The sequence below is a fragment of the Streptomyces niveiscabiei genome (assembly GCF_033794345.1).
GTDB lineage: Bacteria > Actinomycetota > Actinomycetes > Streptomycetales > Streptomycetaceae > Streptomyces > Streptomyces niveiscabiei.
On record NZ_JARAYJ010000040.1, the window covers coordinates 25,624 to 50,804 of the forward strand.

Annotated in this window: 23 protein-coding genes; 16 read left to right on the forward strand and 7 right to left on the reverse strand. The window is 72.4% G+C overall.

What is annotated here, in order from left to right; all coding sequences use genetic code 11:
• Window positions 1-4: 4 nt before the first annotated feature.
• Window positions 5-1,156, forward strand: coding sequence for an NADH-quinone oxidoreductase subunit D (locus PV682_RS36590; RefSeq protein WP_319736055.1), 1,152 nt, complete (start codon window positions 5-7; stop codon window positions 1,154-1,156).
• 16 nt (window positions 1,157-1,172) lie between these two features.
• Here the strand turns inward: PV682_RS36590 and PV682_RS36595 are convergent, their stop codons facing one another.
• The gene (locus PV682_RS36595) at window positions 1,173-2,165 is read right to left on the reverse strand and encodes an SAM-dependent methyltransferase (protein ID WP_319736056.1); all 993 of its coding nucleotides are present in this window, start codon (window positions 2,163-2,165) and stop codon (window positions 1,173-1,175) included.
• Window positions 2,166-2,304: 139 nt separating this feature from the next.
• Here PV682_RS36595 and PV682_RS36600 point away from each other — a divergent pair, with 139 nt between their 5' ends.
• The gene (locus PV682_RS36600; protein WP_319736057.1) at window positions 2,305-3,504 is read left to right on the forward strand and encodes a sensor histidine kinase; all 1,200 of its coding nucleotides are present in this window, start codon (window positions 2,305-2,307) and stop codon (window positions 3,502-3,504) included.
• A gap of 83 nt (window positions 3,505-3,587) precedes the next feature.
• Window positions 3,588-4,262 (forward strand): response regulator, encoded by a 675-nt coding sequence (locus PV682_RS36605; RefSeq protein WP_055720992.1) that lies wholly within the window; start codon window positions 3,588-3,590, stop codon window positions 4,260-4,262.
• A gap of 11 nt (window positions 4,263-4,273) precedes the next feature.
• On the opposite strand, the gene PV682_RS36610 is transcribed toward PV682_RS36605, so the two are convergent.
• Window positions 4,274-5,371: a DUF5937 family protein gene (locus tag PV682_RS36610; RefSeq protein ID WP_319736058.1), complete on the reverse strand. Its 1,098-nt coding sequence runs from the start codon at window positions 5,369-5,371 to the stop codon at window positions 4,274-4,276.
• A 54-nt stretch (window positions 5,372-5,425) separates the two neighbouring features.
• Window positions 5,426-6,601: a threonine aldolase family protein gene (locus PV682_RS36615; protein ID WP_319736059.1), complete on the reverse strand. Its 1,176-nt coding sequence runs from the start codon at window positions 6,599-6,601 to the stop codon at window positions 5,426-5,428.
• A gap of 148 nt (window positions 6,602-6,749) precedes the next feature.
• Between PV682_RS36615 and PV682_RS36620 the strand changes: the two genes are divergently transcribed.
• From PV682_RS36620 to PV682_RS36665, 10 genes are all read left to right on the forward strand, one after another.
• Entirely contained in the window at window positions 6,750-7,697 is a 948-nt protein-coding gene (locus tag PV682_RS36620; protein ID WP_319736060.1) for a Rossmann-like and DUF2520 domain-containing protein, read from the forward strand.
• The gene (panC, locus tag PV682_RS36625) at window positions 7,694-8,716 is read left to right on the forward strand and encodes a pantoate--beta-alanine ligase (protein ID WP_319736061.1); all 1,023 of its coding nucleotides are present in this window, start codon (window positions 7,694-7,696) and stop codon (window positions 8,714-8,716) included. Before PV682_RS36620 ends, panC begins: the two co-directional genes overlap by 4 nt.
• Window positions 8,713-10,455: an L-aspartate oxidase gene (locus PV682_RS36630; protein WP_319736062.1), complete on the forward strand. Its 1,743-nt coding sequence runs from the start codon at window positions 8,713-8,715 to the stop codon at window positions 10,453-10,455. Before panC ends, PV682_RS36630 begins: the two co-directional genes overlap by 4 nt.
• A gap of 5 nt (window positions 10,456-10,460) precedes the next feature.
• Complete coding sequence (nadC, locus tag PV682_RS36635; RefSeq protein ID WP_319736063.1) at window positions 10,461-11,477, forward strand: carboxylating nicotinate-nucleotide diphosphorylase; 1,017 nt, start codon at window positions 10,461-10,463, stop codon at window positions 11,475-11,477.
• A gap of 4 nt (window positions 11,478-11,481) precedes the next feature.
• Complete coding sequence (locus PV682_RS36640; RefSeq protein WP_187747992.1) at window positions 11,482-12,279, forward strand: type III pantothenate kinase; 798 nt, start codon at window positions 11,482-11,484, stop codon at window positions 12,277-12,279.
• 234 nt (window positions 12,280-12,513) lie between these two features.
• Entirely contained in the window at window positions 12,514-13,188 is a 675-nt protein-coding gene (locus PV682_RS36645) for a hypothetical protein (protein WP_319736091.1), read from the forward strand.
• Between the two features lie 1,135 nt (window positions 13,189-14,323).
• Window positions 14,324-14,506 (forward strand): hypothetical protein, encoded by a 183-nt coding sequence (locus PV682_RS36650; RefSeq protein ID WP_319736064.1) that lies wholly within the window; start codon window positions 14,324-14,326, stop codon window positions 14,504-14,506.
• Window positions 14,507-14,614: 108 nt separating this feature from the next.
• Window positions 14,615-15,013, forward strand: a complete 399-nt coding sequence (locus tag PV682_RS36655; protein WP_319736092.1) for a BlaI/MecI/CopY family transcriptional regulator — start codon at window positions 14,615-14,617, stop codon at window positions 15,011-15,013.
• 10 nt (window positions 15,014-15,023) lie between these two features.
• Window positions 15,024-15,566, forward strand: coding sequence for an amino-acid N-acetyltransferase (locus PV682_RS36660; RefSeq protein ID WP_055723106.1), 543 nt, complete (start codon window positions 15,024-15,026; stop codon window positions 15,564-15,566).
• 201 nt (window positions 15,567-15,767) lie between these two features.
• Window positions 15,768-16,103: a histone-like nucleoid-structuring protein Lsr2 gene (locus PV682_RS36665; RefSeq protein WP_010351472.1), complete on the forward strand. Its 336-nt coding sequence runs from the start codon at window positions 15,768-15,770 to the stop codon at window positions 16,101-16,103.
• Here the strand turns inward: PV682_RS36665 and PV682_RS36670 are convergent.
• Complete coding sequence (locus PV682_RS36670; RefSeq protein WP_407705803.1) at window positions 16,082-16,903, reverse strand: SCO3374 family protein; 822 nt, start codon at window positions 16,901-16,903, stop codon at window positions 16,082-16,084. The genes PV682_RS36665 and PV682_RS36670 overlap by 22 nt on opposite strands.
• A gap of 460 nt (window positions 16,904-17,363) precedes the next feature.
• Between PV682_RS36670 and PV682_RS36675 the strand changes: the two genes are divergently transcribed.
• Window positions 17,364-19,892, forward strand: a complete 2,529-nt coding sequence (locus PV682_RS36675) for an ATP-dependent Clp protease ATP-binding subunit (protein WP_319736066.1) — start codon at window positions 17,364-17,366, stop codon at window positions 19,890-19,892.
• Window positions 19,893-19,957: 65 nt separating this feature from the next.
• Here PV682_RS36675 and PV682_RS36680 read toward each other — a convergent pair whose 3' ends face one another.
• Window positions 19,958-20,587, reverse strand: a complete 630-nt coding sequence (locus PV682_RS36680; RefSeq protein WP_319736067.1) for an HAD family acid phosphatase — start codon at window positions 20,585-20,587, stop codon at window positions 19,958-19,960.
• Window positions 20,588-20,995: 408 nt separating this feature from the next.
• Here PV682_RS36680 and PV682_RS36685 point away from each other — a divergent pair, with 408 nt between their 5' ends.
• On the forward strand, window positions 20,996-21,541 hold the full coding sequence (locus PV682_RS36685; protein WP_319736068.1) for a M23 family metallopeptidase: 546 nt from the start codon (window positions 20,996-20,998) through the stop codon (window positions 21,539-21,541).
• Between the two features lie 39 nt (window positions 21,542-21,580).
• On the opposite strand, the gene PV682_RS36690 is transcribed toward PV682_RS36685, so the two are convergent.
• Window positions 21,581-22,174 (reverse strand): TetR/AcrR family transcriptional regulator, encoded by a 594-nt coding sequence (locus tag PV682_RS36690; protein ID WP_319736069.1) that lies wholly within the window; start codon window positions 22,172-22,174, stop codon window positions 21,581-21,583.
• A gap of 173 nt (window positions 22,175-22,347) precedes the next feature.
• Here PV682_RS36690 and PV682_RS36695 point away from each other — a divergent pair, with 173 nt between their 5' ends.
• Window positions 22,348-23,976, forward strand: coding sequence for an MDR family MFS transporter (locus PV682_RS36695; RefSeq protein WP_319736070.1), 1,629 nt, complete (start codon window positions 22,348-22,350; stop codon window positions 23,974-23,976).
• A 394-nt stretch (window positions 23,977-24,370) separates the two neighbouring features.
• On the opposite strand, the gene PV682_RS36700 is transcribed toward PV682_RS36695, so the two are convergent.
• Window positions 24,371-25,181 (reverse strand): sensor histidine kinase (locus tag PV682_RS36700; RefSeq protein WP_319736071.1); only part of this gene is annotated, 811 nt, incomplete at its 5' end.

Genomic DNA, 25,181 nt, shown 5'->3' on the forward strand with positions numbered 1-25,181 from the left:
AACCATGACTCCTACGACGGAGACCACGGTCGGGATCGGCGGGGCGGCGGAGAGCACCGACATGGTGCTGAACATCGGCCCGCAGCACCCCTCCACGCACGGTGTGCTCAGGCTGCGGCTGGTGCTGGACGGCGAGCGGATCGTCCACGCGGAGCCCGTCATCGGGTACATGCACCGGGGTGCGGAGAAGCTCTTCGAGGCCCGTGACTACCGTCAGATCATCATGCTGGCGAACCGGCACGACTGGCTGTCGGCGTTCTCCAACGAGCTGGGTGTCGTGCTCGCCGTGGAGCGCATGCTCGGCATGGAGGTCCCCGCGCGCGCGGTGTGGACGCGCACACTCCTCGCGGAGCTGAACCGGGTCCTCAACCACCTGATGTTCCTTGGCTCGTATCCGCTGGAACTCGGCGGGATCACGCCGGTGTTCTACGCGTTCCGCGAGCGCGAGGTCCTCCAGGACGTGATGGAGGAGGTCTCCGGCGGGCGCATGCACTACATGTTCAACCGGGTCGGCGGTCTCAAGGAGGACCTCCCCGCCGGCTGGACCTCCCGCGCGCGGGCGGCGGTCGCCGCCGTCCGCTCCCGGATGGACGTCTTCGACGACCTGGTCCTCGGCAACGAGATCTTCCGGGGCCGCACGCGCGGGGTGGGCGTCCTGTCGGCCGACGCCGTGCACGCGTACGGCGTGAGCGGGCCCATCGCGCGCGCGTCGGGCGTCGACCTCGACCTGCGCCGCGACGAGCCCTATCTCGCGTACGGGGACCTCCAGGACGTCCTCAAGGTCGTCACCCGGCAGGAGGGCGACTGCCTCGCCCGCTTCGAGTCCCTCCTGGAGCAGACGCACAACGCGCTCGCCCTCGCGGACGCCTGCCTGGACCGCGTCGCGGACCTCCCGCCGGGCCCGATCAACCAGCGCCTCCCGAAGGTCCTCAAGGCCCCCGAGGGCCACACCTACGCCTGGACCGAGAACCCTCTCGGCATCAACGGCTACTACCTCGTCAGCAAGGGCGAGAAGACCCCGTACCGGCTCAAGCTGCGTTCCGCGTCGTACAACAACATCCAGGCGCTGACGGAGCTGCTGCCGGGGACGCTGGTCGCGGACATGGTGGCGATCCTGGGGTCGATGTTCTTCGTCGTGGGGGACATCGACAAGTAGGCCCCGGCCGGCCCTCCTACAGGGCGAGCGGGTCCGGGATCCCGACCGGCTGCACGAGCCACCCGAAGTCGCCCAGCCCGCCCGGCGCGGTGAGTTCGGCGGCCTCCCCGACGGCCGCCAGCGCGCGCACGTACGCGGAGGGGTCGGTGGACGCCAGCGCCAGGGGCGGCCGTACGCCGGTGACGCCCAGGGCGCGCAGCGCGGCCCGCTGGGTGCGCAGGGCCGCCGGTACCGGCACGGCGTCCGCGCACGCGTCCAGTGCCACATGCGCCGTGATGTCGCACGTCCCGTCCGGCACGGGTACGACCTCGCGCCCCGCGCGGAACCCGGTGAGCGTCCCGAAGGGCGGCCGGGAATCCCGCGCGTGCGCGTAGTCGACCGCCACGGCGAGTCCCCGCTCGACGCGGGCGACGGCGGACGCCCAGGCGCGGTCGCGCGGGAGGCCGATCTCCGCGCGCAGGCCCTCCTCGGCGCCCAGCGGCCACCAGCGCGCCAGCCACTCGGCGTCCTCGCCGGACACGGGCGGGCCGAGGCGTTCGGTGCCGTCGGGGCCGACGAGGACGACGCGGGGGACCCCGCCGGCGTCCGTCTCGACGACGTCCACGGGCACGTTGTCCAGCCACTCGTTGGCGAACAGGAGCCCGGTGACGCCGCGCGGCGCCTCGGCGGTCCAGGCGATCCGCTCGTCCACCCCGGCGGGCCGCCCGGCGATCTCGACGGCCCACGCGCGCGTGCGCGCCGCGACGTCGTACGGCAGAGCCGCCAGCACCCCCGTCACCAGTTCGCCTCGGCCGGCGCCGACGTCCACGAAGTCCAGCGTCTCCGGTCGGCCGAGCGCCTCGTCGACCCGGGTGAGCAGCGCGGCCACGGAGCGGGCGTAGAGCGCCGAGGCGTGGACGGAGGTCCGGAAGTGACCGGCGGGGCCCTCGGGGCGCCGGTAGAAGCCCTCAGGGCCGTACAGGGCCCTCTGGGCGGCCGTCCGCCACCCGTGCCACGAGGCCGTCGCCACGCCTCTCACCTCCCCGGCCGCCCGCCCAGACTATGCGTACAGCTGATCACTCCCTCCACCTTGCGGAGTATGCGCGCGCTATACGGATCGGTCCTCCGGTTGACCCACAGGGGCATCACGCATCCCTACGCTGGGTTACGTGCAGCGCCTCTACGACTTCTTCCGCAGGCACCCGACCGGGGTGGACGGCTTCTGGGCCGTGGTCCTCTTCGGCTTCGCCTTCGTCACGGAGACGGCGAACCACGAGGTCGGGCGCACGAACTCCCTGCCGGTGGTGCTGCCGACGGTCGTCGCGCTGTGCCTGGTGATGACCCTGCGCAGGCGGATGCCGGAGGCCATGCTGGTGCTCGCGGCGGTCGCGGGCTGCGCGCAGCTCGTGCTGGGCGTGGGCGTCAACGTGGCGAACTTCGCGATGCTGATGATCGTCTACACGGTCGCGGCGGTCGGCGCCCGCTGGGCGTCGCGGGTGGCGCTCGCCATGGGCGTGTGCGCGGCGACGGCGGCGCAGCTGCGCTGGCCGGACGACGCGAGCGAGAGCGCGAACATCGTCACCGTCGTCTTCCTGACCGTGCCGTTCGTCCTCGCGTGGGTGCTGGGCGACTCGATGCGCACCCGGCGCGCGTACCTCGCGCAGCTGGAGGAGCGCGCCGCCCGTCTGGAGCGCGAGCGCGAGGCGCAGGCGAAGGTCGCCGTCGCCGCCGAACGCGCGCGCATCGCGCGCGAGCTGCACGACGTGGTCGCGCACAACGTGTCCGTGATGGTCGTCCAGGCCGACGGCGCCGCGTACGTCCTGGACGCCGCACCGGACCAGGCGAAGAAGGCGCTGGAGACCATCTCGTCGACCGGCCGCCAGGCGCTCGCGGAGATGCGCCGCCTGCTGGGCGTCCTGCGCACCGGGGAGCACCGGGAGGGCGGCGAGTACGTCCCGCAGCCGGACGTCGAGCAGATCGAGGACCTGGTCGAGCAGTGCCGGGGTTCCGGGCTGCCCGTCGACTTCAAGGTCGAGGGGACCGCGCGCGCCCTGCCGAGCGGCGTCGAGCTGACCGCGTACCGCATCGTCCAGGAGGCGCTGACCAACACGCGCAAGCACGGCGGCCCGAACGTGGGCGCCAGCGTGCGGCTGGTCTACTTCGACGACGGCCTCGGCCTGCTCGTCGAGGACGACGGCAAGGGCGCCCCGCACGAGCTGTACGAGGAGGGCGGCGCCGACGGGCAGGGGCACGGACTGATCGGCATGCGCGAGCGCGTCGGTATGGTCGGCGGGACCCTGGACGCCGGTCCGCGCCCCGGAGGAGGCTTCCGCATCAGCGTGCTGCTCCCGCTCAAACCGGCGCACTGACACGCCCTGCTGACACCTGTCACGGACATCCGGCACGAACGCCCCGACACGAACGCATGGACATGGAAACGGAAGAGGACCCGATGACGATCCGCGTGATGCTCGTCGACGACCAGGTGCTGCTGCGCACCGGGTTCCGGATGGTGCTCGCCGCCCAGCCGGACATGGAGGTCGTCGCGGAGGCGGGCGACGGGGTCGAGGCGCTCCAGGTGGTGCGGTCCACGGAGGTCGACGTCGTCCTCATGGACGTACGGATGCCGAAGCTGGACGGCGTGGAGGCGACCCGGCGCATCTGCGAGGAGCCCGACCCGCCGAAGGTGCTCATCCTGACGACGTTCGACCTCGACGAGTACGCGTTCTCCGGGCTGAAGGCGGGCGCCTCCGGGTTCATGCTGAAGGACGTGCCCCCGGGGGAGCTGCTCGCCGCGATCCGCTCCGTGCACAGCGGTGACGCGGTCGTCGCCCCCTCCACGACCCGCCGTCTTCTCGACCGGTTCGCGCCGATGCTGCCCAGCTCCGGGCGCGCCCCCGAGCACAAGGAGCTGGAGCGCCTCACGGAGCGCGAGCGCGAGGTGATGATCCTCGTCGCCCAGGGGCTGTCCAACGGGGAGATCGCCGCCCGGCTCGTGCTGTCCGAGGCGACCGTCAAGACGCACGTCGGGCGCATCCTCACCAAGCTGGGCCTGCGCGACCGCGTGCAGGTCGTCGTCCTCGCCTACGAGACGGGCCTCGTGCGCGCGGGCGGGGGCCACGCCTGAGGGCGCCCGCGCTAGCGGAGGATGCCCTCCAGGAAGTCGCTGCCCAGGCGGGCCACCAGGGCGACGTCAAGCTGGTGCAGGACGTATCTGCCGCGCCGGCGGGTCGTGATGAGGCCGGCCTTCTTGAGGGCGGCGAGGTGGCGGGAGATCTCCGGCGCGGACATGGTGTGGATGCGGGCGAGTTCCGTCGTCGTGTACGCGCTGCGCGCGAGGTTGCGGCACAGCTGCATGCGCACGGGGTGGGACAGCGCGTTCATCCGCAGGGTGAGCAGTTCGACCGAGGGCACCCGGTCGGGGGCCGGGGAGTGCGCGGGGTAGTGCAGCAGGGGGCGCCAGCCCTCGCGGTGCAGGACGTTCAGGTGCGGGCGGCCCAGGCTCGTCGGGATCAGCAGCAGGCCGGCGTCCCGCGCGGACGTGCGGCTCTCGACGAGCTTGTCGACGACGATCTGCCCGCGCTCCTCGTCGAGCCGTACGGCGGGGGAGACCGCGGCGAACGCCTCAGCGGGCCCGCGCCGGTGCAGGATCTGCGTCTTGTGCCGGGCGTCGGCCGCGAGCTGGTGGCTCAGCCGCTCCCAGGTCTCCGCGAAGAACGCCTCGTCGCAGTCCTCCAGGAAGCGCCGCAGCCACGCGCGCACGCCGGGCGGGTCGTCGAGCAGCCGCCGCGCGAACGCCAGCTGCCGGGGCCCGCGCGAGGCGGCGAGGTCCAGGACGCGGGCCCGCAGGACGGGGTCCGCGAGGACGCCCGGCGCCGGGCAGTCGCACGCGGGGCACGCGAACTCCAGCGCCGCGTCCACGAACTGGTCGTCCGGCAGCTTGTCCAGCAGCGCCAGGTCCTCCGCGAGCGTCTCCCCGGGCAGTGCGCCCGGCACGCCCGCGCAGGCGAGGAACAGGTCCGAGAACACCGTCCGCCACAGGAAGTCCGCCTCGCACATCCGGTCGGCGAGATGCGGGTCGAGCGCCGCGAGGACGCTGCCCGTCCACCCCTGGATGCCCGGGTGGTGCCCCGGCTCCGACAGCGCGTGCAGCGCCATCCCGAGCTCGGCCAGCGGCGACGGGACGAAGGCCACCTGCTCGGGCCGGACCCCGGCGAAGTCGATGCTCACGCTCATGCGCCCATGGTGCACCCCGCCACCGACAACGCCCCCGCCGATTGACGGGGGCCGTCAATCGGCGGCCTCCTCGGGCAGCCGCGCCACGAACTCCGCGACCGCCCGCTTCACGTCCTCGACGCCCCACGCGAGGCCCGCCGCCCGCACGGAGACCTCCGTGTACGACACCCCGGGCCCCTTCGCGTCCCAGGGCGACGCGAACAGGAACGTGCCGGTCTCCTCGCACTGGCGCACCGCCGCCTCCGAGAGGGTGTCCGGGTCGTACGGCAGCCAGAGCTGGAACTCGTGGGTGTGCGGCACCCGCGGGTGCACGCGGAACCACGGGACGCCCGCCTGCGCGAACCCCTCCCGCAGGGCGTCGGCCACCACGCGCGCGTGGGCGACGTACTCCGGCAGCCGGGGCAGCTCGCGGTCGAGGCCCGCCAGCGCGGTGAGGGCGGCGGGGAACTGGTGGAAGAGCGTGCCGCCGTAGCGGTGGCGCCACGCCGCGGCCTCCGCGACCAGCGTGCGCGGGCCCGCGAGGACGGCGCCGCTCAGCCCGTCGAGGGACTTGTACAGCGACACGTACACGCTGTCCGCGAGAGCGGCGATCTCCTCCAGGGGACGGCCGAAATGGGTGACCGACTCCCACAGGCGCGCGCCGTCGAAGTGCACCACCGCGTCGCGCTCGCGCGCGGCGGCCACCGTCGCCGTCAGCTCCTCCCAGGACGGCAGCACGAACCCGGCGTCCCGCAGCGGCAGCTCCAGCGCGAGCGTCCCGAACGGCTCCTCCGCCTCGCGCACCTCCTGCGGCGTCGGCAGCCGCGGCTCGTCCGTCAGGTGCACCGGCCGCAGCCCGGCGACCTGGCTGAGCGCGTCCCGCTCGTGCACCTCCACGTGGGCCAGCGGATGCACGGCCACCGCGCGCACGCCGGTACGCCCCGCCCAGCACCGCAGCGCGACCTGCTGGGCCATCGTGCCGGTCGGGAAGAACGCGGCGGCCTCCATGCCCAGCAGACCCGCGACCCGCTCCTCCAGGGCGGCGACGACACCGTTGCCGTACACGTCCGCGCGCTCGTCGAGGTCGTACCCCTCGGCCGCCTCCGCGAGATGTGCCATGCGCTCTCGCAGGGAGGCGCGGTACGGGGGGCGGGACAGGATGTGCGCGGCTTCGCGCTGGGCCGTCATGCGCCGCTCGCGCAGCTGCTCGGCGGGGGACTCGTCGGCCTGCGGGCCGGGCGTTGAGGTCATGCCCGGATCATGCCGTGCGACGGCGGGCGGAGGCATCCGCAATATGCACAGCCTGTGGACAACCGGCCGCCCCGGAACAGATCGCGTTAACATGACGAGAAATCGTCCGGTACCCAGATGCGGACTGGAACGGGAAGGCCGCCGTCGCGTGACTACAGTGCACCAGCCAGACCCCAGGGACCGCCCCGCGCGGCTCACCGTCGGCGTCGTCGGCGCCGGCCGGGTGGGCCCCGCCCTCGCCGCGTCCCTCCAACTCGCCGGCCACCGCCCGGTGGCCGTCTCTGGCGTCTCCGACGCCTCCCGCAAGCGCGCCGCCCTCCTGCTGCCCGACGTGCCCCTGACGACCCCCGAGGACGTCCTGGGCCGCGCCGACCTGGTCCTGCTGACCGTCCCCGACGACGCGCTGCCCGCCCTCGTGCAGGGCCTCGCCGACACCGGCGCGGTCCGCCCCGGCCAGCTCCTCGCGCACACCTCGGGCCGCTACGGGACGCGGGTCCTCGATCCCGCCCTGCGCGCGGGCGCCCTGCCGCTCGCCCTGCACCCGGCGATGACGTTCACCGGCACGCCGGTCGACGTCCAGCGCCTCGCCGGCTGCTCCTTCGGCGTCACCGCCCCCGACGAACTGCGCCTGGCCGCCGAGGCCCTCGTCATCGAGATGGGCGGCGAGCCCGAGTGGATCGCCGAGGAGAACCGCCCGCTGTACCACGCCGCCCTCGCGCTGGGCGCCAACCACCTCGTCACGCTGGTCGCCCAGTCCATGGAGCTGCTGCGCGAGGCGGGCGTCGAGGCCCCCGACCGCATGCTCGGCCCGCTCCTGGGCGCCGCCCTGGACAACGCGCTGCGCTCCGGCGACGCCGCCCTCACCGGGCCGGTCGCGCGCGGGGACGCGGGCACGGTCGCCGCGCACGTCGGGGAGCTGCGCAAGCACGCGCCCCAGACCGTCGCCGGCTACCTCGCGATGGCCCGCGCCACCGCCGACCGCGCGCTCGCGCACGGCCTGCTCAAGCCGGAGCTCGCGCAGGACCTGCTCGGGGTGCTGGCAGGCGGCGCCTCCGGCCCGAACGGCACGCCCGGCATCGAAGGAGACGCCCGATGAGCCTCGCCCTGCTGCGCACCGCCGCGGAACTGGACGCCCGCGCGCGCGGCGGTCGCTCCGGCGCCGGCACGGATGCCCCCGCCCGCACGCGTGCCGTCGTCATGACCATGGGCGCCCTCCACGACGGTCACGCCACCCTCGTCCGCGCCGCGCGCGAGATCGCCGGACCGGACGGCGAGGTCGTCGTCACCGTCTTCGTCAACCCCCTCCAGTTCGGCAAGGGCGAGGACCTCGACCGCTACCCGCGCACCCTCGACGCCGACCTGAAGATCGCCGAGGAGGCCGGCGCGGACGCCGTGTTCGCGCCCTCCGCCGACGAGGTCTACCCGGGCGGCGAACCCCAGGTCCGCATCAGCGCGGGCCCCATGGGCGAGCGCCTCGAAGGCGCCGTACGCCCGGGGCACTTCGACGGCATGCTGACGGTCGTCGCGAAGCTCCTGCACCTCACGCGCCCGGACGTGGCGCTGTTCGGCCAGAAGGACGCCCAGCAGCTCGCCCTGATCCGGCGCATGGTGCGCGACCTGAACTTCGGCGTGGAGATCGTCGCCGTCCCGACGGTCCGCGAGGACGACGGCCTCGCGCTCTCCAGCCGCAACCGCTACCTCTCGCCCCAGGAACGCCGCACCGGACTCGCCCTCTCGCGCGCGCTGTTCGCGGGCCGCGACCGGCACGCCGCGCAGGAGGCCCTGCGCGCCCGCGCGCGAGAAGTACCCGCCACACAGGCACGCGCGCAGGCGCTGAGCGCGATCGGCGAGTCCCGTGCGGCGGCCGACACGCACGCCGTCGCCCAGGCCGCCGCGGGCGCCGCGGGCATCCGCGCCGCCGCGCGCACGGTGCTCGACGAGGCGGCCCGCCTCGACCCGCCGCTCGCGCTGGACTACCTCGCGCTCGTCGACCCCGCCGACTTCACGGAGATCGGGGACGACTTCACCGGCGAGGCCGTCCTCGCCGTCGCCGCCCGGGTGGGGACGACCCGGCTGATCGACAACCTCCCGCTGACCTTCGGAGCCGCCTCGTGAGCACCACAGGCATACGCCCGCCCGCCGCAGACGCGCTGCGCCCCCGCCTGCACGCCCCGGCGCCCGGCTGGGCCGTCACCGCCGACGTCGTGGTCGTCGGCTCCGGCGTCGCCGGCCTGACCGCCGCCCTGCGCTGCGAGGCCGCCGGCCTGAACACGGTCGTCGTCACCAAGGCCCGCCTCGACGACGGCTCCACGCGCTGGGCGCAGGGCGGCATAGCGGCGGCCCTGGGCGAGGGCGACACCCCCGAGCAGCACCTCGACGACACCCTCGTCGCGGGCGCGGGCCTGTGCGACGAGAACGCCGTACGCATCCTGGTCACCGAGGGCCCCGACGCCGTACGGCGGCTCATCGCGACCGGCGCGCACTTCGACGAGTCCGCCGAGGGCGACCTGGAGCTCACGCGCGAGGGCGGCCACCACCGTCGGCGCATCGCGCACGCGGGCGGGGACGCGACCGGCGCGGAGATCTCCCGCGCGCTCGTCGAGGCCGTCCGCGCGCGGGGCGTCCGCACGGTCGAGAACGCGCTCGTCCTGGACCTCCTGACCGACGCCGACGGCCGCACGGCGGGCGTGACCCTGCACGTGATGGGCGAGGGCCAGCACGACGGCGTGGGCGCCGTCCACGCGCCCGCGGTGGTCCTCGCGACCGGCGGCATGGGACAGGTGTTCGCCGCGACGACCAACCCGTCCGTGTCGACCGGCGACGGCGTCGCGCTCGCCCTGCGCGCGGGCGCGGAGGTCAGCGACCTGGAGTTCGTCCAGTTCCACCCGACCGTGCTGTTCCTCGGCGCCGACGCGGAGGGACAGCAGCCGCTCGTCTCCGAGGCGGTGCGCGGCGAGGGCGCCCACCTGGTCGACGCGGACGGCGTGCGCTTCATGGTGGGCCGGCACGAACTGGGCGAGCTGGCGCCCCGGGACATCGTCGCCAAGGGCATCATGCGGCGCATGCAGGAGCTCGGCGCCGAGCACATGTACCTCGACGCCCGGCACTTCGGCGCGGACATGTGGGAACACCGGTTCCCGACGATCCTGGCCGCCTGCCGCGCGCACGGCATCGACCCCGTCCAGGAGCCCATCCCGGTCGCCCCGGCCGCCCACTACGCCTCCGGGGGCGTGCGTACGGACGCCCGGGGCCGGACGACCGTACCGGGCCTGTACGCGTGCGGCGAGGTCGCCTGCACGGGCGTCCACGGCGCCAACCGGCTCGCCTCCAACTCGCTCCTGGAAGGGCTGGTCTACGCCGAGCGGATCGCCGCCGACATCGCCGAGGGCATCGCCGGGACCGGCCTCCCCGCGCGCGTGCCCGCGCCGGTCGACACCCCGCAGACCCCCGAGCACCCCCTCCTCGCCCCCGAGGAGCGATTCGCCATCCAGCGGATCATGAGCGACGGCGCGGGCGTCCTGCGCTCCGCCGCCTCCCTCCAGCAGGCCGCCGACCGGCTCGACGCCCTCCACGCGCACGCGCGCGGCGCCCTCGACGAGAACGGCAAGACCGCCGAGCCCGGCGTCGACACCTGGGAGGCCACCAACCTCCTGTGCGTCGCCCGCGTCCTGGTCGCCGCCGCGCGCCTGCGCGAGGAGACCCGTGGCTGCCACTGGCGCGAGGACCACGCCGACCGCGACGACGACGCCTGGCGCCGCCACATCGTCGTACGGCTGAACCCGGACCGCTCGCTCGCCGTGCGCCCCACGGAGACCGCCGACTTCCCCCCGACCCAGCGCCCCCAGGAGCAGTGACCGAAGTGAGCAACGACCTTCCCCTCGTCGAGAACGGCGTCGACAGCGGCGTCCGGAGCGGCGGCTGCGGCGACGGCTGCGCGTGCGGAGCCGAGGGCGACGCCGAGTACGCCGAATACGCCGAGTACCTCGAGTGCGGGCTCGACCCCGCGCTCGCCGGCCTGCTCACCGACGCGGGGCTCGACCCCGTCGAGGTCGAGGACGTCGCGAACGTGGCGATCCAGGAGGACCTCGCGCACGGGGTGGACGTGACGACCGTCGCGACCATCCCCGAGGAGGCCGTCTCCACCGCCGACTTCGTCGCGCGCGAGGCGGGCGTCGTCGCGGGCCTGAGGGTCGCCGAGGCCGTCGTCTCCATCGTCTGCACGGACGAGTTCGAGGTCGAGCGGCACGTCGAGGACGGCGACCGGGTCGAGGCCGGGCAGACGCTGCTGTCGATCACCTCGCGCACGCGCGACCTGCTCACCGCCGAGCGCAGCGCCCTCAACCTGCTGTGCCGGCTGTCCGGGATCGCGACCGCCACGCGCGCGTGGGCCGACGCGCTGGAGGGCACGAGCGCGCGCGTACGGGACACCCGCAAGACGACGCCGGGGCTGCGGTCCCTGGAGAAGTTCGCCGTGCGCTGCGGCGGGGGCGTCAACCACCGCATGTCGCTCTCCGACGCCGCGCTGGTGAAGGACAACCACGTCGTGGCCGCCGGGGGCGTCTCGCAGGCCTTCAAGGCCGTCCGCGAGGCGTTCCCCGACGTCCCCGTCGAGGTCGAGGTCGACACCCTCCACCAGCTCCGTGAGGTCGTCGACGCGGGCGCCGACCTCATCCTGCTCGACAACTTCACGCCCGGTGAGTGCGCGGAGGCCGTCGGGATCGTCGGCGGGCGCGCGCTGCTGGAGGCGTCCGGGCGGCTCACGCTCGACAACGCGCGCGCGTACGCCGACACCGGCGTCGACTTCCTCGCCGTCGGCGCGCTCACCCACTCCTCGCCGATCCTCGACATCGGCCTCGATCTGCGTGAGGCGGAGTGAAGCGATGCTTCTGACGATCGACGTCGGCAACACGCACACCACCCTCGGGCTGTTCGACGGGGAGGACATCGTCGAGCACTGGCGGATCTCCACGGACGCGCGCCGGACGGCCGACGAACTCGCCGTCCTCCTCCAGGGGCTGATGGGCATGCACCCCCTCCTCGGGGACGAGCTCGGCGACGGCATCGACGGGATCGCCATCTGCGCGACCGTCCCCTCGGTGCTGCACGAACTCCGTGAGGTCACCCGCAGGTACTACGGCGACGTCCCCGCCGTCCTCGTCGAACCCGGCGTCAAGACCGGTGTGCCGATCCTCACCGACAACCCCAAGGAGGTCGGCGCCGACCGCATCATCAACGCCGTCGCCGCCGTCGAGCTGTACGGGGGGCCCGCCGTCGTCGTCGACTTCGGGACGGCGACCACCTTCGACGCGGTGTCCGCGCGCGGGGAGTACGTCGGCGGCGTCATCGCCCCCGGCATCGAGATCTCCGTCGAGGCGCTCGGCGTCAAAGGGGCCCAGCTGCGCAAGATCGAGGTCGCGCGCCCGCGCAGTGTCATCGGCAAGAACACCGTCGAGGCCATGCAGTCCGGGATCGTCTACGGGTTCGCCGGGCAGGTCGACGGGGTCGTCCAGCGCATGACCCGCGAACTCGCCGCCGATCCCGAGGACGTCACGGTCATCGCGACGGGCGGCCTGGCGCCGATGGTCCTCGGCGAGGCGTCGGTGATCGACGAGCACGAGCCGTGGCTGACGCTGATCGGGCTGCGACTGGTGTACGAACGGAACGTCTCGCGGATGTGATCCGTACGCGCGGGGGCGTGTTCCGGTGGGCGGAGAGGCCGCCGGCGGGCGGGCTCGCGGGGTCCGGTCCGTCCGTCCCGTGTCCCCTCCCTCCTCCCCGCCGTTCTCCACGCGCGCCCGCCCGTGAGGTTCCTGTGGGCGAAAGGTCCGCGCCACGCCTGACGGATATGTCGAATTTGTCTGATTAGCGCGTATCGTTGCCGCATGCCCACGCCATACGGATCCCGCGGCGGCATGGCGTTCGGTGCGGAGGAGCTGCGTGTGCTCCGTCGCGCTCTCGCCCTCGCCCTTCATCCCGGTCCCGCCTCGGCAGAGGACATCCAGGACTGTCATCGGCTGGCGACGTCTCTCGACGAGGCGCTGCGCGAGGCCGCTCGGTTGCGGACGTTCCTGGTGGCCGACCTCGTCCGGTACCGGGCGGCGCTGCCCGGTACGGCGGCCGGGTACCTGACGTTGCTGGAGGAGGTGCTGGGCACCGGGTACCGGCCCGAGCCGGACGACCTCGCCGCCCTGCGGGCCCTGCGGGGCAACCCGCTCGCGGCGACCCTCCTGAGCCGCTGCCAGGTGCTCGCCGAGCAGGACGTCCGCAGCCGGCTGGCCCGCAGGACGACCCGCCATGCCGTCCCCGCGCCGCTCACGCCGACTCCGGCGGTCCCGCCCTCCCGTACCCGCCTCCTGGCCCTCCCGGGCGGCCTGTCGCCCGACGGCGGCTTCGAGGAGGCCTCGGGGGACGAGCCGCCGGCCCCGCAGAAGCGCCCGGCGCCCGGACCCGCCGACGAGCCCGCCAGGCCCGCGGCCCCCGACCCCGCCCGGCGCCCCATCCCGACGCCCGGCGAGGTCTTCCCCCGCCGCAAGCCGGCCCCGCCCACGCCCCCGGCCGACCCGGAGGAGCGCCTCGCGGCGGGCTGACGTCCCGCCGGGCCCGATCCCCCGCCCCGCCCTCGAAACCCCGGCCCGCTCACGGCCGGCGCGAGGGCGGGGTTCTCGCATGGCGCCGCGCGGCCCGGGAATGCCCGACGGGGGTTCTTGAGCGGCGCCGCCCGGCCCGAAATGAGCTACGTGCCCCCCCGGGTCGGGAATGCCGGCGCGCGGGCGGGTTCTCGGACGGCGCCGCCCGGCCAGGGAATGCCCGACGTGAGAGCGGGGTTCGCCGTGGGGCACCGTCCGCTCCGGGAATGCCCGGCGTGCGGGCGGGGTTCGCCGTACGGCGACTCCCGGTCCGGGAATGCCCGGCTGCGGGCGGGTTTCGCGTGTGGTGACTCCCGTCCCGGCAATCCCAGGCGCGCGGGCGCGGGGTTCTGTGCGGCGCGTCCCGGTCCCGCCCGGGAATGCCCCGTTCTGCCGTGAGCCCGCGCGGGTGTGCGTGCGGTCCGTCGGTATAGGGCGCCACGGCGAGGCGCCCTGCGGAACGCGTTTCGTTCTATGGAGCGGCTATGCGGGTGTTTCGCGGCGGGCGCGGGCGTCGTTCGAGCGGGGCTATAGGCGGCGGCGAAGGCGTCCGGCAATGCGGTGCCTTGCCGGGCTCCCCGGGATTCGAGGGGAGAAGCGCGGGCCGGAGTAGTCATCGGACGCTCACTGATCGTGGTGACCGGGTTCGCGGGGGAAATTGACCTGACCGTGCTCGCGGGAGCGCTCTCGGTGGGCGGTGTTCGCGATCGGGCAGCGTTTGAGGGCCCTCCCGTTTCCCCGGCCCGGCTTCTTCGTGGCTCGGAATCGTCGGAGTCCGGGATTTTCCGGCCTCGGATTTACCGGTTCCGGTCCCCTGGTGCCTGCATTTCCCGGGCATGGGGGTCACGGATTCCCTGGCCGGCCGCCCCGCGCGCGTGATCGCCGGGAACGCCGGACCGTGCGGACGGGGCCGTGAGGATACCCGGAGGACCTTGAGCGGGGCTCGGGGTTTTCAAAAGCTCTGGAATACCGCCCCGGGATCTGCCGATCCGCCCGGCGGAACACCCCCGCGCGGGCGCGGACGGCCCCGACCAGGGCGTCCCGCCCTTCCCGACCCCGCCCGGATGTCCGCTTTCTCCGTGGCTACCCTGGATCCATGGACTACGTCTCCGCGCTCGTGCCCCCTGTCGTCATGGCCGTGCTCTTCATCGGTCTGATCCGCGTGATCGTGAAGACCCAGGGCGGGGCCAACAAGGCCAAGGAGGACGCGGCCGTCGACGCGGCGCTCGCGCGCGCGGAGGCGGCCCGGCAGCCGGGTTCCGGCGGCGCCGAGGGCTGACGGTGCCTCGTCGCCGTACGTCCCATTCGTTCTCTTTCCTCCAGGAAGATTCGTTTCGGGAGGTGAATGCGGGGATCTCCCGTTAGTGTGCTGAGCGTGCCTCGCCCCTTGGGAGAACTCGAAGACGCGGTCATGACGCGGGTGTGGAAGTGGAACCGCCCGGTGACCGTTCGGGAAGTCCTGGAAGACCTCCAGCAGGAACGGTCCATCGCCTACACCACGGTGATGACCGTTTTGGACAATCTCCATCAGAAGGGCTGGGTCCGCCGGGAGTCGGAGGGCCGGGCCTATCGCTATGAGGCGGTCTCCACGCGCGCGGCGTACTCCGCCGCCCTCATGAACGACGCGTGGAGCCAGAGCGACAACCCCGCCGCCGCTCTCGTCGCCTTCTTCGGGATGATGAGCGAGGAACAGCGCGAGGCGCTGCGGGACGCCGTACGGATGGTCCAGGGGCCGGAGACGCCCGCGCGGAGCCCCGGCGCGGCGGCCGGGAACGCCGGGCGATAGCGTCCGGCACATGTCAGCGCACAACCCTCCGGCGGAGAACCCTCCCGCCAAAGCCATCACCGTCCGGCGCGCGCGCACCGGCGATGTCCCCGCCGTACGCGCACTCCTCGACGACTACGCGCGCGGGCGCATCCTGCTCGACAAAGCGACGGTGACGCTTTACGAGGACATCCAGGAGTTCTGGGTCGCGGAACGGGACGACAACGCCGAGGTCGTCGGGTGCGGGGCGCTGCACGTCATGTGGGAAGACCTCGCGGAAGTCCGTACTCTCGCCGTCCAGCCCGGCCTGAAGGGCTCCGGTGTGGGGCATCAGTTGCTGGAGAAGTTGCTGCACACGGCGCGCTGGCTCGGTGTTCGCCGGGTTTTCTGTCTGACCTTCGAAGTGGACTTCTTCGGCAAGCACGGCTTCGTGGAGATCGGCGAGACGCCGGTGGACACCGATGTCTACGCGGAGCTGCTCCGTTCCTATGACGAGGGCGTCGCCGAGTTCCTCGGACTCGAACGAGTGAAACCGAACACCTTGGGCAACAGCCGGATGCTTCTGCATCTGTGATCGACCTTGCCCAGGGGTCCTATGTCCGAAACGCGCACGTTTCCGGTCGGGGCGGGGGGCCGGTCTCTCCCAGGGGTTTGTGTTTTCCCAGCAAAAGCGGTTTGCTTTCCGACGTACTGCGTAGTGCATATAACTAGGGGCGGTGAAACGGCGGACGCCGCAGAGCCTCGGCCCTCACGTTATCGATGAAAGGAATACCCGGTGGCACAGAAGGTTCAGGTCCTTCTTGTCGACGACCTCGACGGCGGCGAGGCGGACGAGACCGTGACGTTCGCGCTGGACGGCAAGACCTACGAGATCGATCTCACGACGGCCAATGCGGACAAGCTGCGCGGCCTTCTCGACGCGTATGTGAAGGGCGGCCGGCGTACCGGTGGCCGTGCTTCCGGCGGGCGCGGAAAGGCCCGTGCCGCGGCCGGCGGCAACCAGGACACCGCGCAGATCCGCGCCTGGGCGAAGGAGAACGGCTACGACGTCAACGACCGCGGCCGTGTTCCCGCGACCATCCGCGAGGCCTACGAGAAGGCCAACGGCTGAGCGCTCGCGCTCCGCAGGCGGACACGGTGCGTGTGAGTCGCCAGCGTGTCCACCAGACGCACGAGACCGGGGGCGCCCTCATTGCCCCCCGGCGCCGACATCGTCGGCAGCGAGGACTCCTCGCGACCCGGAACGGGGGGCCGCAGCCACACGGCGGCCCCCTGTACAGCACCCCGGCGCGGCGCCCCCGGCGGCAGCGGTGCGACCACACTCCCGCCCGCCCCGACCGCGACGAGATCCAGCGGCAGCGCTCCCCACTCCAGCCACCGCAGAATCCCCGGCACCTCCTCGGCCCCGCCGGCGGCGACCAGGAACCCCATCCGGTCACCGCACACCAGGACGGGGCCCACACAGACGGACCGCTCCCGCGCCGGGCCCCCCTCGCGGACGGGCTGCTCACACCCCGGACACCGCTCGGCGATGGCCCGCTCCCGCGCCGGGCCCCCCTCGCGGACGGGCTGCTCACACCCCGGACACTCCTCGGCGATGGCCCGCTCCCGCGCCGGGCGCCCCTCGCAGGCCGCCCGCCCGCCCGTCGGGTCCCCGCGCAGCCCGTGCCTCTCCGCCGCCCCCGCCTCCGCCCCCGCCCTGAGGTGTTCCAGCGCCGCCAGCCCCGCTTCCCTCGGGACCTCCAGGACGTCGAAGGCGCGGCCCGTGATTAGTCGTACCGGGGATCCGGGCACTGTCGGCCAGCCCAGGTCGTTCTCGTACCAACCGCGGAATCCGGAGCGGGGCCCGGGCGGACGGCGCGGGGAGGGGACCGTGGTGACGGAGGTGAGCGTGGGGAGCGAGCCAACCATGACAAGTGCAACCGCGCGGAAGGGCCGCGAGTTACGCTGGGTGGCCCAGCGGCTGCGCAGTGTGCGTGAGAAGGGGGTGTGGGGCCATGCGGGCGGGCGCAAGGTTGTTCGCCCGTAGCGGAGGGAACCGGTGCGTACGGCATGGACTGTCGGTGCCGGCGGGTAAGACATCCCTAGTGGGAGGGGGCGACGCGCAGGAAAGGCCGTCCCGCGTTCGCCATCGGCGTACTGGCGACCGGGGTAAGTGCCTGGCCTGCGGGAACATCGTCTCGCACCATCAGGTTGGAGCATATGTCGGCGTTAGGGGTCGGGAGACCGCACCAGGTCCCCGCTCCCGCGGAGGTGATCCGGACGGTGTCGGCAGTTGGAATGAGCGGTCCCCGCTTGCGGGACTAAGCTGCGGAAGGACAGCGAGGGGAGCGTCCCCTCATTGCCTGACCGCTCTGAGGAGCGATTAACGATGTTCGAGAGGTTCACCGACCGCGCGCGGCGGGTTGTCGTCCTGGCTCAGGAAGAAGCCCGGATGCTCAACCACAACTACATCGGCACCGAGCACATCCTCCTGGGCCTGATCCACGAGGGTGAGGGTGTCGCCGCAAAGGCCCTGGAGAGCCTCGGCATTTCGCTTGAGGCGGTCCGTCAGCAGGTGGAGGAGATCATCGGCCAGGGCCAGCAGGCCCCGTCCGGGCACATCCCCTTCACCCCCCGTGCCAAGAAGGTCCTGGAGCTGTCGCTCCGCGAGGCCCTTCAGCTGGGCCACAACTACATCGGCACGGAGCACATCCTGCTCGGCCTGATCCGCGAGGGCGAGGGCGTCGCCGCCCAGGTCCTCGTCAAGCTGGGCGCAGACCTCAACCGGGTCCGGCAGCAGGTCATCCAGTTGCTCTCCGGCTACCAGCAGAGCAAGGAGACCGCCACCGCCGGCGGCCCCGCCGAGGGCACGCCCTCGACCTCGCTCGTCCTCGACCAGTTCGGCCGGAACCTCACCCAGGCCGCCCGCGAGTCCAAGCTCGACCCGGTCATCGGGCGCGAGAAGGAGATCGAGCGGGTCATGCAGGTGCTGTCCCGCCGCACCAAGAACAACCCGGTCCTCATCGGTGAGCCCGGCGTCGGCAAGACCGCCGTCGTCGAGGGCCTCGCCCAGGCCATCGTCAAGGGCGAGGTGCCCGAGACCCTCAAGGACAAGCACCTCTACACCCTGGACCTCGGCGCCCTGGTCGCCGGCTCCCGCTACCGCGGTGATTTCGAGGAGCGCCTGAAGAAGGTCCTCAAGGAGATCCGCACCCGCGGCGACATCATCCTGTTCATCGACGAGCTGCACACGCTCGTCGGCGCGGGTGCCGCCGAGGGCGCGATCGACGCCGCCTCGATCCTCAAGCCGATGCTGGCGCGCGGCGAGCTCCAGACCATCGGCGCCACCACGCTCGACGAGTACCGCAAGCACCTGGAGAAGGACGCCGCGCTGGAGCGCCGCTTCCAGCCCATCCAGGTCGCCGAGCCCTCGCTGCCGCACACCATCGAGATCCTCAAGGGTCTGCGCGACCGGTACGAGGCCCACCACCGCGTCTCCATCACGGACGAGGCGCTGGTCCAGGCCGCGACCCTGGCCGACCGGTACATCTCGGACCGCTTCCTGCCGGACAAGGCGATCGACCTGATCGACGAGGCCGGTTCCCGGATGCGCATCCGCCGGATGACCGCGCCGCCGGACCTGCGCGAGTTCGACGAGAAGATCGCCGGCGTCCGCCGCGACAAGGAGTCCGCGATCGACTCGCAGGACTTCGAGAAGGCCGCCTCCCTGCGCGACAAGGAGAAGCAGCTCCTCGCCGCGAAGGCCAAGCGGGAGAAGGAGTGGAAGGCCGGCGACATGGACGTCGTCGCCGAGGTCGACGGCGAGCTGATCGCCGAGGTCCTCGCGACCGCCACCGGCATCCCGGTCTTCAAGCTCACCGAGGAGGAGTCGTCCCGCCTGCTGCGCATGGAGGACGAGCTCCACAAGCGGGTCATCGGCCAGAAGGACGCCGTCAAGGCGCTCTCCAAGGCGATCCGCCGTACCCGCGCCGGTCTGAAGGACCCGAAGCGTCCGGGTGGTTCGTTCATCTTCGCCGGCCCGTCCGGTGTCGGTAAGACCGAGCTGTCCAAGGCGCTCGCCGAGTTCCTCTTCGGCGACGAGGACGCGCTGATCTCCCTCGACATGTCGGAGTTCAGCGAGAAGCACACGGTCTCGCGGCTCTTCGGCTCGCCCCCCGGCTACGTCGGGTACGAGGAGGGCGGCCAGCTCACCGAGAAGGTGCGCCGCAAGCCGTTCTCCGTCGTCCTCTTCGACGAGGTCGAGAAGGCCCACCCGGACATCTTCAACTCGCTGTTGCAGATCCTGGAGGACGGTCGCCTGACCGACTCCCAGGGCCGGGTCGTGGACTTCAAGAACACGGTCATCATCATGACGACCAACCTCGGCACCCGGGACATCTCCAAGGGCTTCAACCTGGGCTTCGCCGCCTCCGGCGACACGAAGACCAACTACGAGCGCATGAAGAACAAGGTGTCGGACGAGCTGAAGCAGCACTTCCGCCCCGAGTTCCTCAACCGCGTCGACGACGTCGTCGTCTTCCCGCAGCTCACGCAGGAGGACATCCTCGCCATCGTCGACCTGATGATCGGCAAGGTGGACGAGCGCCTCAAGGACCGGGACATGGGCATCGAGCTCTCCCAGGCCGCGAAGGAGCTGCTGTCCAAGAAGGGCTACGACCCCGTCCTGGGCGCCCGGCCGCTGCGCCGGACCATCCAGCGGGAGGTCGAGGACACGCTCTCGGAGAAGATCCTCTTCGGCGAGCTGCGCCCCGGTCACATCGTGGTCGTCGACACGGAGGGCGAGGGCGAGACCGCTGCCTTCACCTTCCGCGGTGAGGAGAAGTCGGCGCTGCCCGACGTCCCGCCGATCGAGCAGGCGGCCGGCGGTGGCGGGCCGAACCTGAGCAAGGAGGCATAAGCCTCGTACAGGAAAGGGCCGGTGCTGGAGAGCACCGGCCCTTTCCTCATGTCCGGCGCGTCCGGCTACGAGAGCTGGCCGTCGTAGTCCGGCAGTTTGAAGGTCTTCTCGGCGTGGCCGCCCGAGAGGTCGGTGGCGCTGTTGCCGATGTTCGCGATGATCGTGTAGCCCTTGTTCTCGATGTCGGCGCGCTGGGCGGTCTTGTAGGCGGCGACGTCCTTGAAGAGGTCGAGGAAGCCGCGGACGTACAGGCCGGAGACCTGGTAGCCGACGGTCTTGAGGTTGTAGTCCGTGACGGACTTGATGATCCCCGGGCGGGCGGTCACGAAGAACAGGGAGACGCCGTGCTCCTGCGCGTACTTCGCGACGTTCAGGACGGGCTTGTTGGCCGGCTGCGGGTAGCTGAAGCCGAAGTCGGTCTCCAGCGTGGTGTTGTCGATGTCGAGGACGATCGCCTGCTTCTCGCCGGGCTTGGTGGCGGCGATGCGGTTCTTCAGGTACGGCAGGGCCTGGTCCATCACGGCCTGGCAGTCGGTCTGCCAGGTCGCGTAGTCGACGTCCGCTGCTGCCGCGGCGACGGTGGAGGTGCTGGTGGCCGTAGCGGCCTGGGCGCCGGCCGGGACGGCGAGGGCCGTCACCGCGGTCGCCGCGACGACCGTCAGGCCGATGCGGCGCGTCCAGGTGCCTCTGGTCATGGGTGGGGTCCTCTCGCGTCCTTGCGCTGCCTTGTCGTGGGCATGCTGGTGGGTGGGAGTGGCTTGAGGGGAACCAGCGGGTTACTGGACGGTAGATGGTGCTGAGAGGCGCGTCACAGACCCGTGCACGCATCGTGACCAGGGTCACAACTCGCCCTGGTCCACGGCTCCTTGGGGCCGGAGGCCGGTGATGTGCCGCATAGGGCGCGCGTCACGTACTAGACGGAATAGTGGCGCGGCGAGCTTGGGGCTTCTGTCCGGATCGGGGCTTTTTATGGTGACGTACTAGCTTCTGTCGTAGGTCACCCGTTTGGGGGTCCGAGGGGGCGCGGGTTACCAAGGGAGGGTCCACCCGGCCGGGTCCGTACGGCGGGTGGCTTTTCTGTCCCCGACCTCACGAGGTACTCGATGTCCCCGCGCGCTCTCCTCCGCTCCCTCCGCACGTCCCCGCTCCGCACCCGCGTGGCCGCCGGCGCCACCGCAGTCGGCGCCGCGGCCGTGCTGGGGACGGCGGGGACGGCGTCCGCCGCGTCCGCGACCTGGGTCGACCCGGTGAAGTCGTACACCCTCACCGCGAGCTACGCGCAGTCCGGCAGCCTGTGGTCCGCCAAGCACAGCGGGCAGGACTTCGCGGTGCCGACCGGCACGGCCGTCGTCGCCGCGCACGGCGGTACGGTCGTCAAGGCGGGGCCCGGCGGCGCCGGGGACGGGTCCGCGTACGGCAACGCGATCGTGATCCGGCACTCCAGCGGGGTGTACTCGCAGTACGCGCACCTGTCGCGGGTCGGCGTGAAGGTCGGGCAGAAGGTCTCCACCGGTCAGAGGATCGGACTGTCCGGCAGCACCGGGAACTCGACCGGGCCGCACCTGCACTTCGAGATCCGTACGACGGCGAACTACGGCTCGGCGGTGGACCCGGTGGCGTTCCTGCGCGCCAAGGGCGTCACCGTCTGAGGCGGTTCAGGAGGCTGAGGGCGGTCCGTGGGGCCGCCCTCAGCCCTTCGCGTTCTCGTGCGCCTGGGTCACCAGGTCCACCGCGACCTCCAGCACCGCCTCGCGCTTCTCCTCCGGCTCGCCCTCGATGTCCTGGAGCAGGAACATCCCGGCGTGCAGGGTGAAGATCGCGCTGATGCAGCGGACCTGGTCGGTGAGGGGCGCGTCCCGGTCGATGATGATGTCGCGCAGGCCCCGCATGCGGTCCTTGAAGGCGTCGCCGATCTGGAGCTCCCGGACGGTGGCCTGGTTCTCCTGCATGAAGCGGAAGAGGGGGGCGGCGTCGGCGAGGTGGCGGCTGTAGCGCCGGACGATCTCCTGCTTGGTCTCCAGGGTGTGCGGCTGCTCCGCGCCCCAGTCGATCAGCTCCTGGATCGGCTTCGTCAGATCGCCGAAGATGCTGACGATGATCTCTTCCTTCGTCTTGAAGTGGTAGTACAGGGCCGCTTTGGTGACGTCGAGGCGCTCGGCGATCTCGCGGAGCGACGTCTTCTCGTACCCCTGCTCGGCGAAGAGTTCGAGCGCGACGTCCTGGATGCGCTGGCGCGTGTTGCCGCGCCGCTGCTGCTTGGTGCCGTCCATGGTGGCGCCCATTGTCCAACTCCTCGCGCTCGCGTGGGAACTCGCCCCGGGAAATCGGCCGCCCCGGCCGATGGTTGCCTTGGGAAAAAACTTACTTGACGACCGGCTAGTTACGGCGCTACCTTCCCCAGTGTATCGAACTAGCCGGGCGGCAAGTAAGTGGCCGGTCGGGGGGAGTGGGAACCATGGCGGACACACAGATCGTTAAACCGGAGAGCGACGACGGCGCGCAGCGGGCGGCGGGGTCAGCCGCGGGAGCCTCGGCGCCGGAGGGGAAACAGCCCAGGAGCGTACGGGTCGTCCTGCTCGCGCTCATGATCACGATGATGCTCGCGATGCTGGACAACATGATCGTGGGTACGGCGATGCCGACGATCGTCGGCGACCTGGGCGGCCTCGAACACCTCTCGTGGGTGGTCACCGCGTACACCCTCGCGACCGCCGCGGCCACCCCGATCTGGGGCAAGCTCGGTGACATGTACGGCCGCAAGGCCACCTTCATGACCTCCATCGTCATCTTCCTGATCGGCTCCGCGCTCAGCGGCATGGCGCAGGACATGGGCCAGCTGATCGCCTTCCGGGCCGTTCAGGGTCTTGGCGCCGGCGGTCTCATGGTCGGCGTGATGGCGATCATCGGCGACCTCGTGCCGCCCCGCGAACGCGGCAAGTACCAGGGCATGATGGCCGGCGTCATGGCGCTCGCGATGATCGGCGGCCCCCTCGTCGGCGGCACGATCACCGACCACTGGGGCTGGCGCTGGGCCTTCTACATCAACCTGCCGCTCGGCGTCGTCGCGCTGGGCCTCATCAGCGTCGTCCTCCACCTGCCGCGCAAGCGGGCGCAGGCGCGGATCGACTACCTCGGCGCCGCGCTGCTGACCGTCGGCATCACGTCGATCGTGCTGGTCACGACCTGGGGCGGTACGGAGTACGCGTGGACGTCCGCGCGGATCATGGAGCTGATCGCGATCGGCGTCGCCTCGCTTGTCGGGTTCGTGTTCTGGCAGAAGAAGGCGGCCGAGCCGATCCTGCCGCTGCACATCTTCCGCAGCCTGAACTTCACGCTGATGTCCGTCATCGGGTTCGTCACCGGGTTCGTGATGTTCGGCGCGACGCTCTTCCTGCCGCTGTACCAGCAGTCCGTGCAGGGCGCGTCCGCGACCAACTCCGGGCTGCTGCTCCTGCCGATGCTCGGGGCGATGCTCGTCACCTCCATGGTCGCCGGGCGGATCACCACCAGCACCGGGCGCTACAAGGTCTTCCCCGTCGCGGGCAGCGTCCTGATGATCGCCGGTCTCTACCTGCTGTCGACCATGGACACCGGGACCTCGCGGTTCACGTCCGGCGTCTACATGGCCGTCGTCGGGCTCGGCATGGGGTGCCTCATGCAGATCACGATGCTGGTCGCGCAGAACAGCGTCGAGATGAAGGACATGGGCGTCGCGTCGTCCTCCGCGACCCTCTTCCGTACGCTCGGCTCGTCGTTCGGCGTCGCCATCATGGGCGCGCTGTTCAACAACCGGGTCCAGGACGTCATGTCCGAGCGCGCGGGTGCGCTGGGGTCCAAGGTCACCGAGGCGTCCGCGCAGCTGGACGCGGCGAGCCTCGCGAAGCTGCCGGCCGCGGCCCGGGAGGCGTACCAGTACGCCGTCTCCGCCGGCAGCCACTCCGCGTTCCTGCTCGGCGCCGTGATCGCCGTGATCGCGCTGGTCGCCGCGGTCTTCGTGAAGGAGGTTCCGCTGCGGGGGGCCGGGGGGCCGGCTCCGGAGGACGGGCCGGGGAAGCCTGCGGCGCCGGTGGCGGAGGCGGTGTGAGGCGGGACCGTTTCGCGCCGGTCGGGGTGGCGCGGGGTGGCGTGGGGCGGGGCGCGGTGTGACGCGGGGTGGTGCCGCGCCGTTCGCGGTGTGACGTGGTGGTGAGCGAGGGCCTTCCGGTTGGTGTCCGCCGCCGGGAGGCCTTTCGCGTGGGCGGGGACCGGGGGTGCGGGTGGTGGCGGTCGTGGGGCCCCGCGGTCTGTGCGGCAGGTACGTGGGTGCTGCGGGGCGAGGGGACGCGGACGGGGTTGGTCCGAGCGCGCACCGGCTCGGGGGCGGGGGCTGGGGGGCCGTCCTCGTCCCCGGTCTGTGCGGCGCCGGTACGTCCGACGCGCCCTGGGGGTACCGCCCGTGCTCTGACGGCGGCGTCGGTGCCGGCGCCCCCGCGGTGGTGTCACGGCAGCATCGGGTAGCTGCCCGTGTTCGTCGGGGCGTGTTCCGGGAGCCAGAGGACGGCTACGGCGCCCTCGGCGGGGATGTGGTCGGGGGCGGCCGGGGGGCGGACGTTGCGGAAGGTGAGGCGGGCGCCCAGGACGCGGGACTGGCCCGCGGCGATCGTGAGGCCGAGGCCGTGGCCCTGGACGGAGCGGTCGGTGCTGCCGGTGCGGAAGCGGCTCGGGCCGTCGGCGAGGAGCGCCTCGGGGAAGCCGGGGCCGTGGTCGCGGACGCGGATGACCCGGCCCTCGACGGTGACCTCGATGGGCGGCTTGCCGTGCCGCGCGGCGTTCGCCAGGAGGTTGAACAGGACGCGCTCCAGGCGCCGGGGGTCGGTCGTGACCTCCGACTCGTGCACCACCCTGACCCGCACCGCGGGGTCCTTCGCGGCCACCCGCCGGGTGACGAACTCGCCCAGCAGGATGTCCTGGAGCTCCGCCCGCTCGGAGGCGCCGTCGAGCCGGGCCACCTCCAGCACGTCCTCGACGAGTGTCCGCATCGCCTTCGCGCGGTCCAGGACCAGCTCGGTGGGCCGCCCGGGCGGCAGGAGCTCGGCCGCCGTCAGCAGTCCGGTCACCGGCGTCCGCAGCTCGTGCGCGATGTCCGCGGTCACCCGGCGCTCGGCCTCCAGCCGCTGCTGGAGCGCGTCCGCCATGGCGTCCACCGCGCTCGCGAGGTCGTCGGTCTCGTCCCGGACGACTCCGCCGATCGCGTCCCGCACGCGGACCTCCGACTCGCCCTTGGCCACCTGGTTCGCGGCGGCGGCGGCC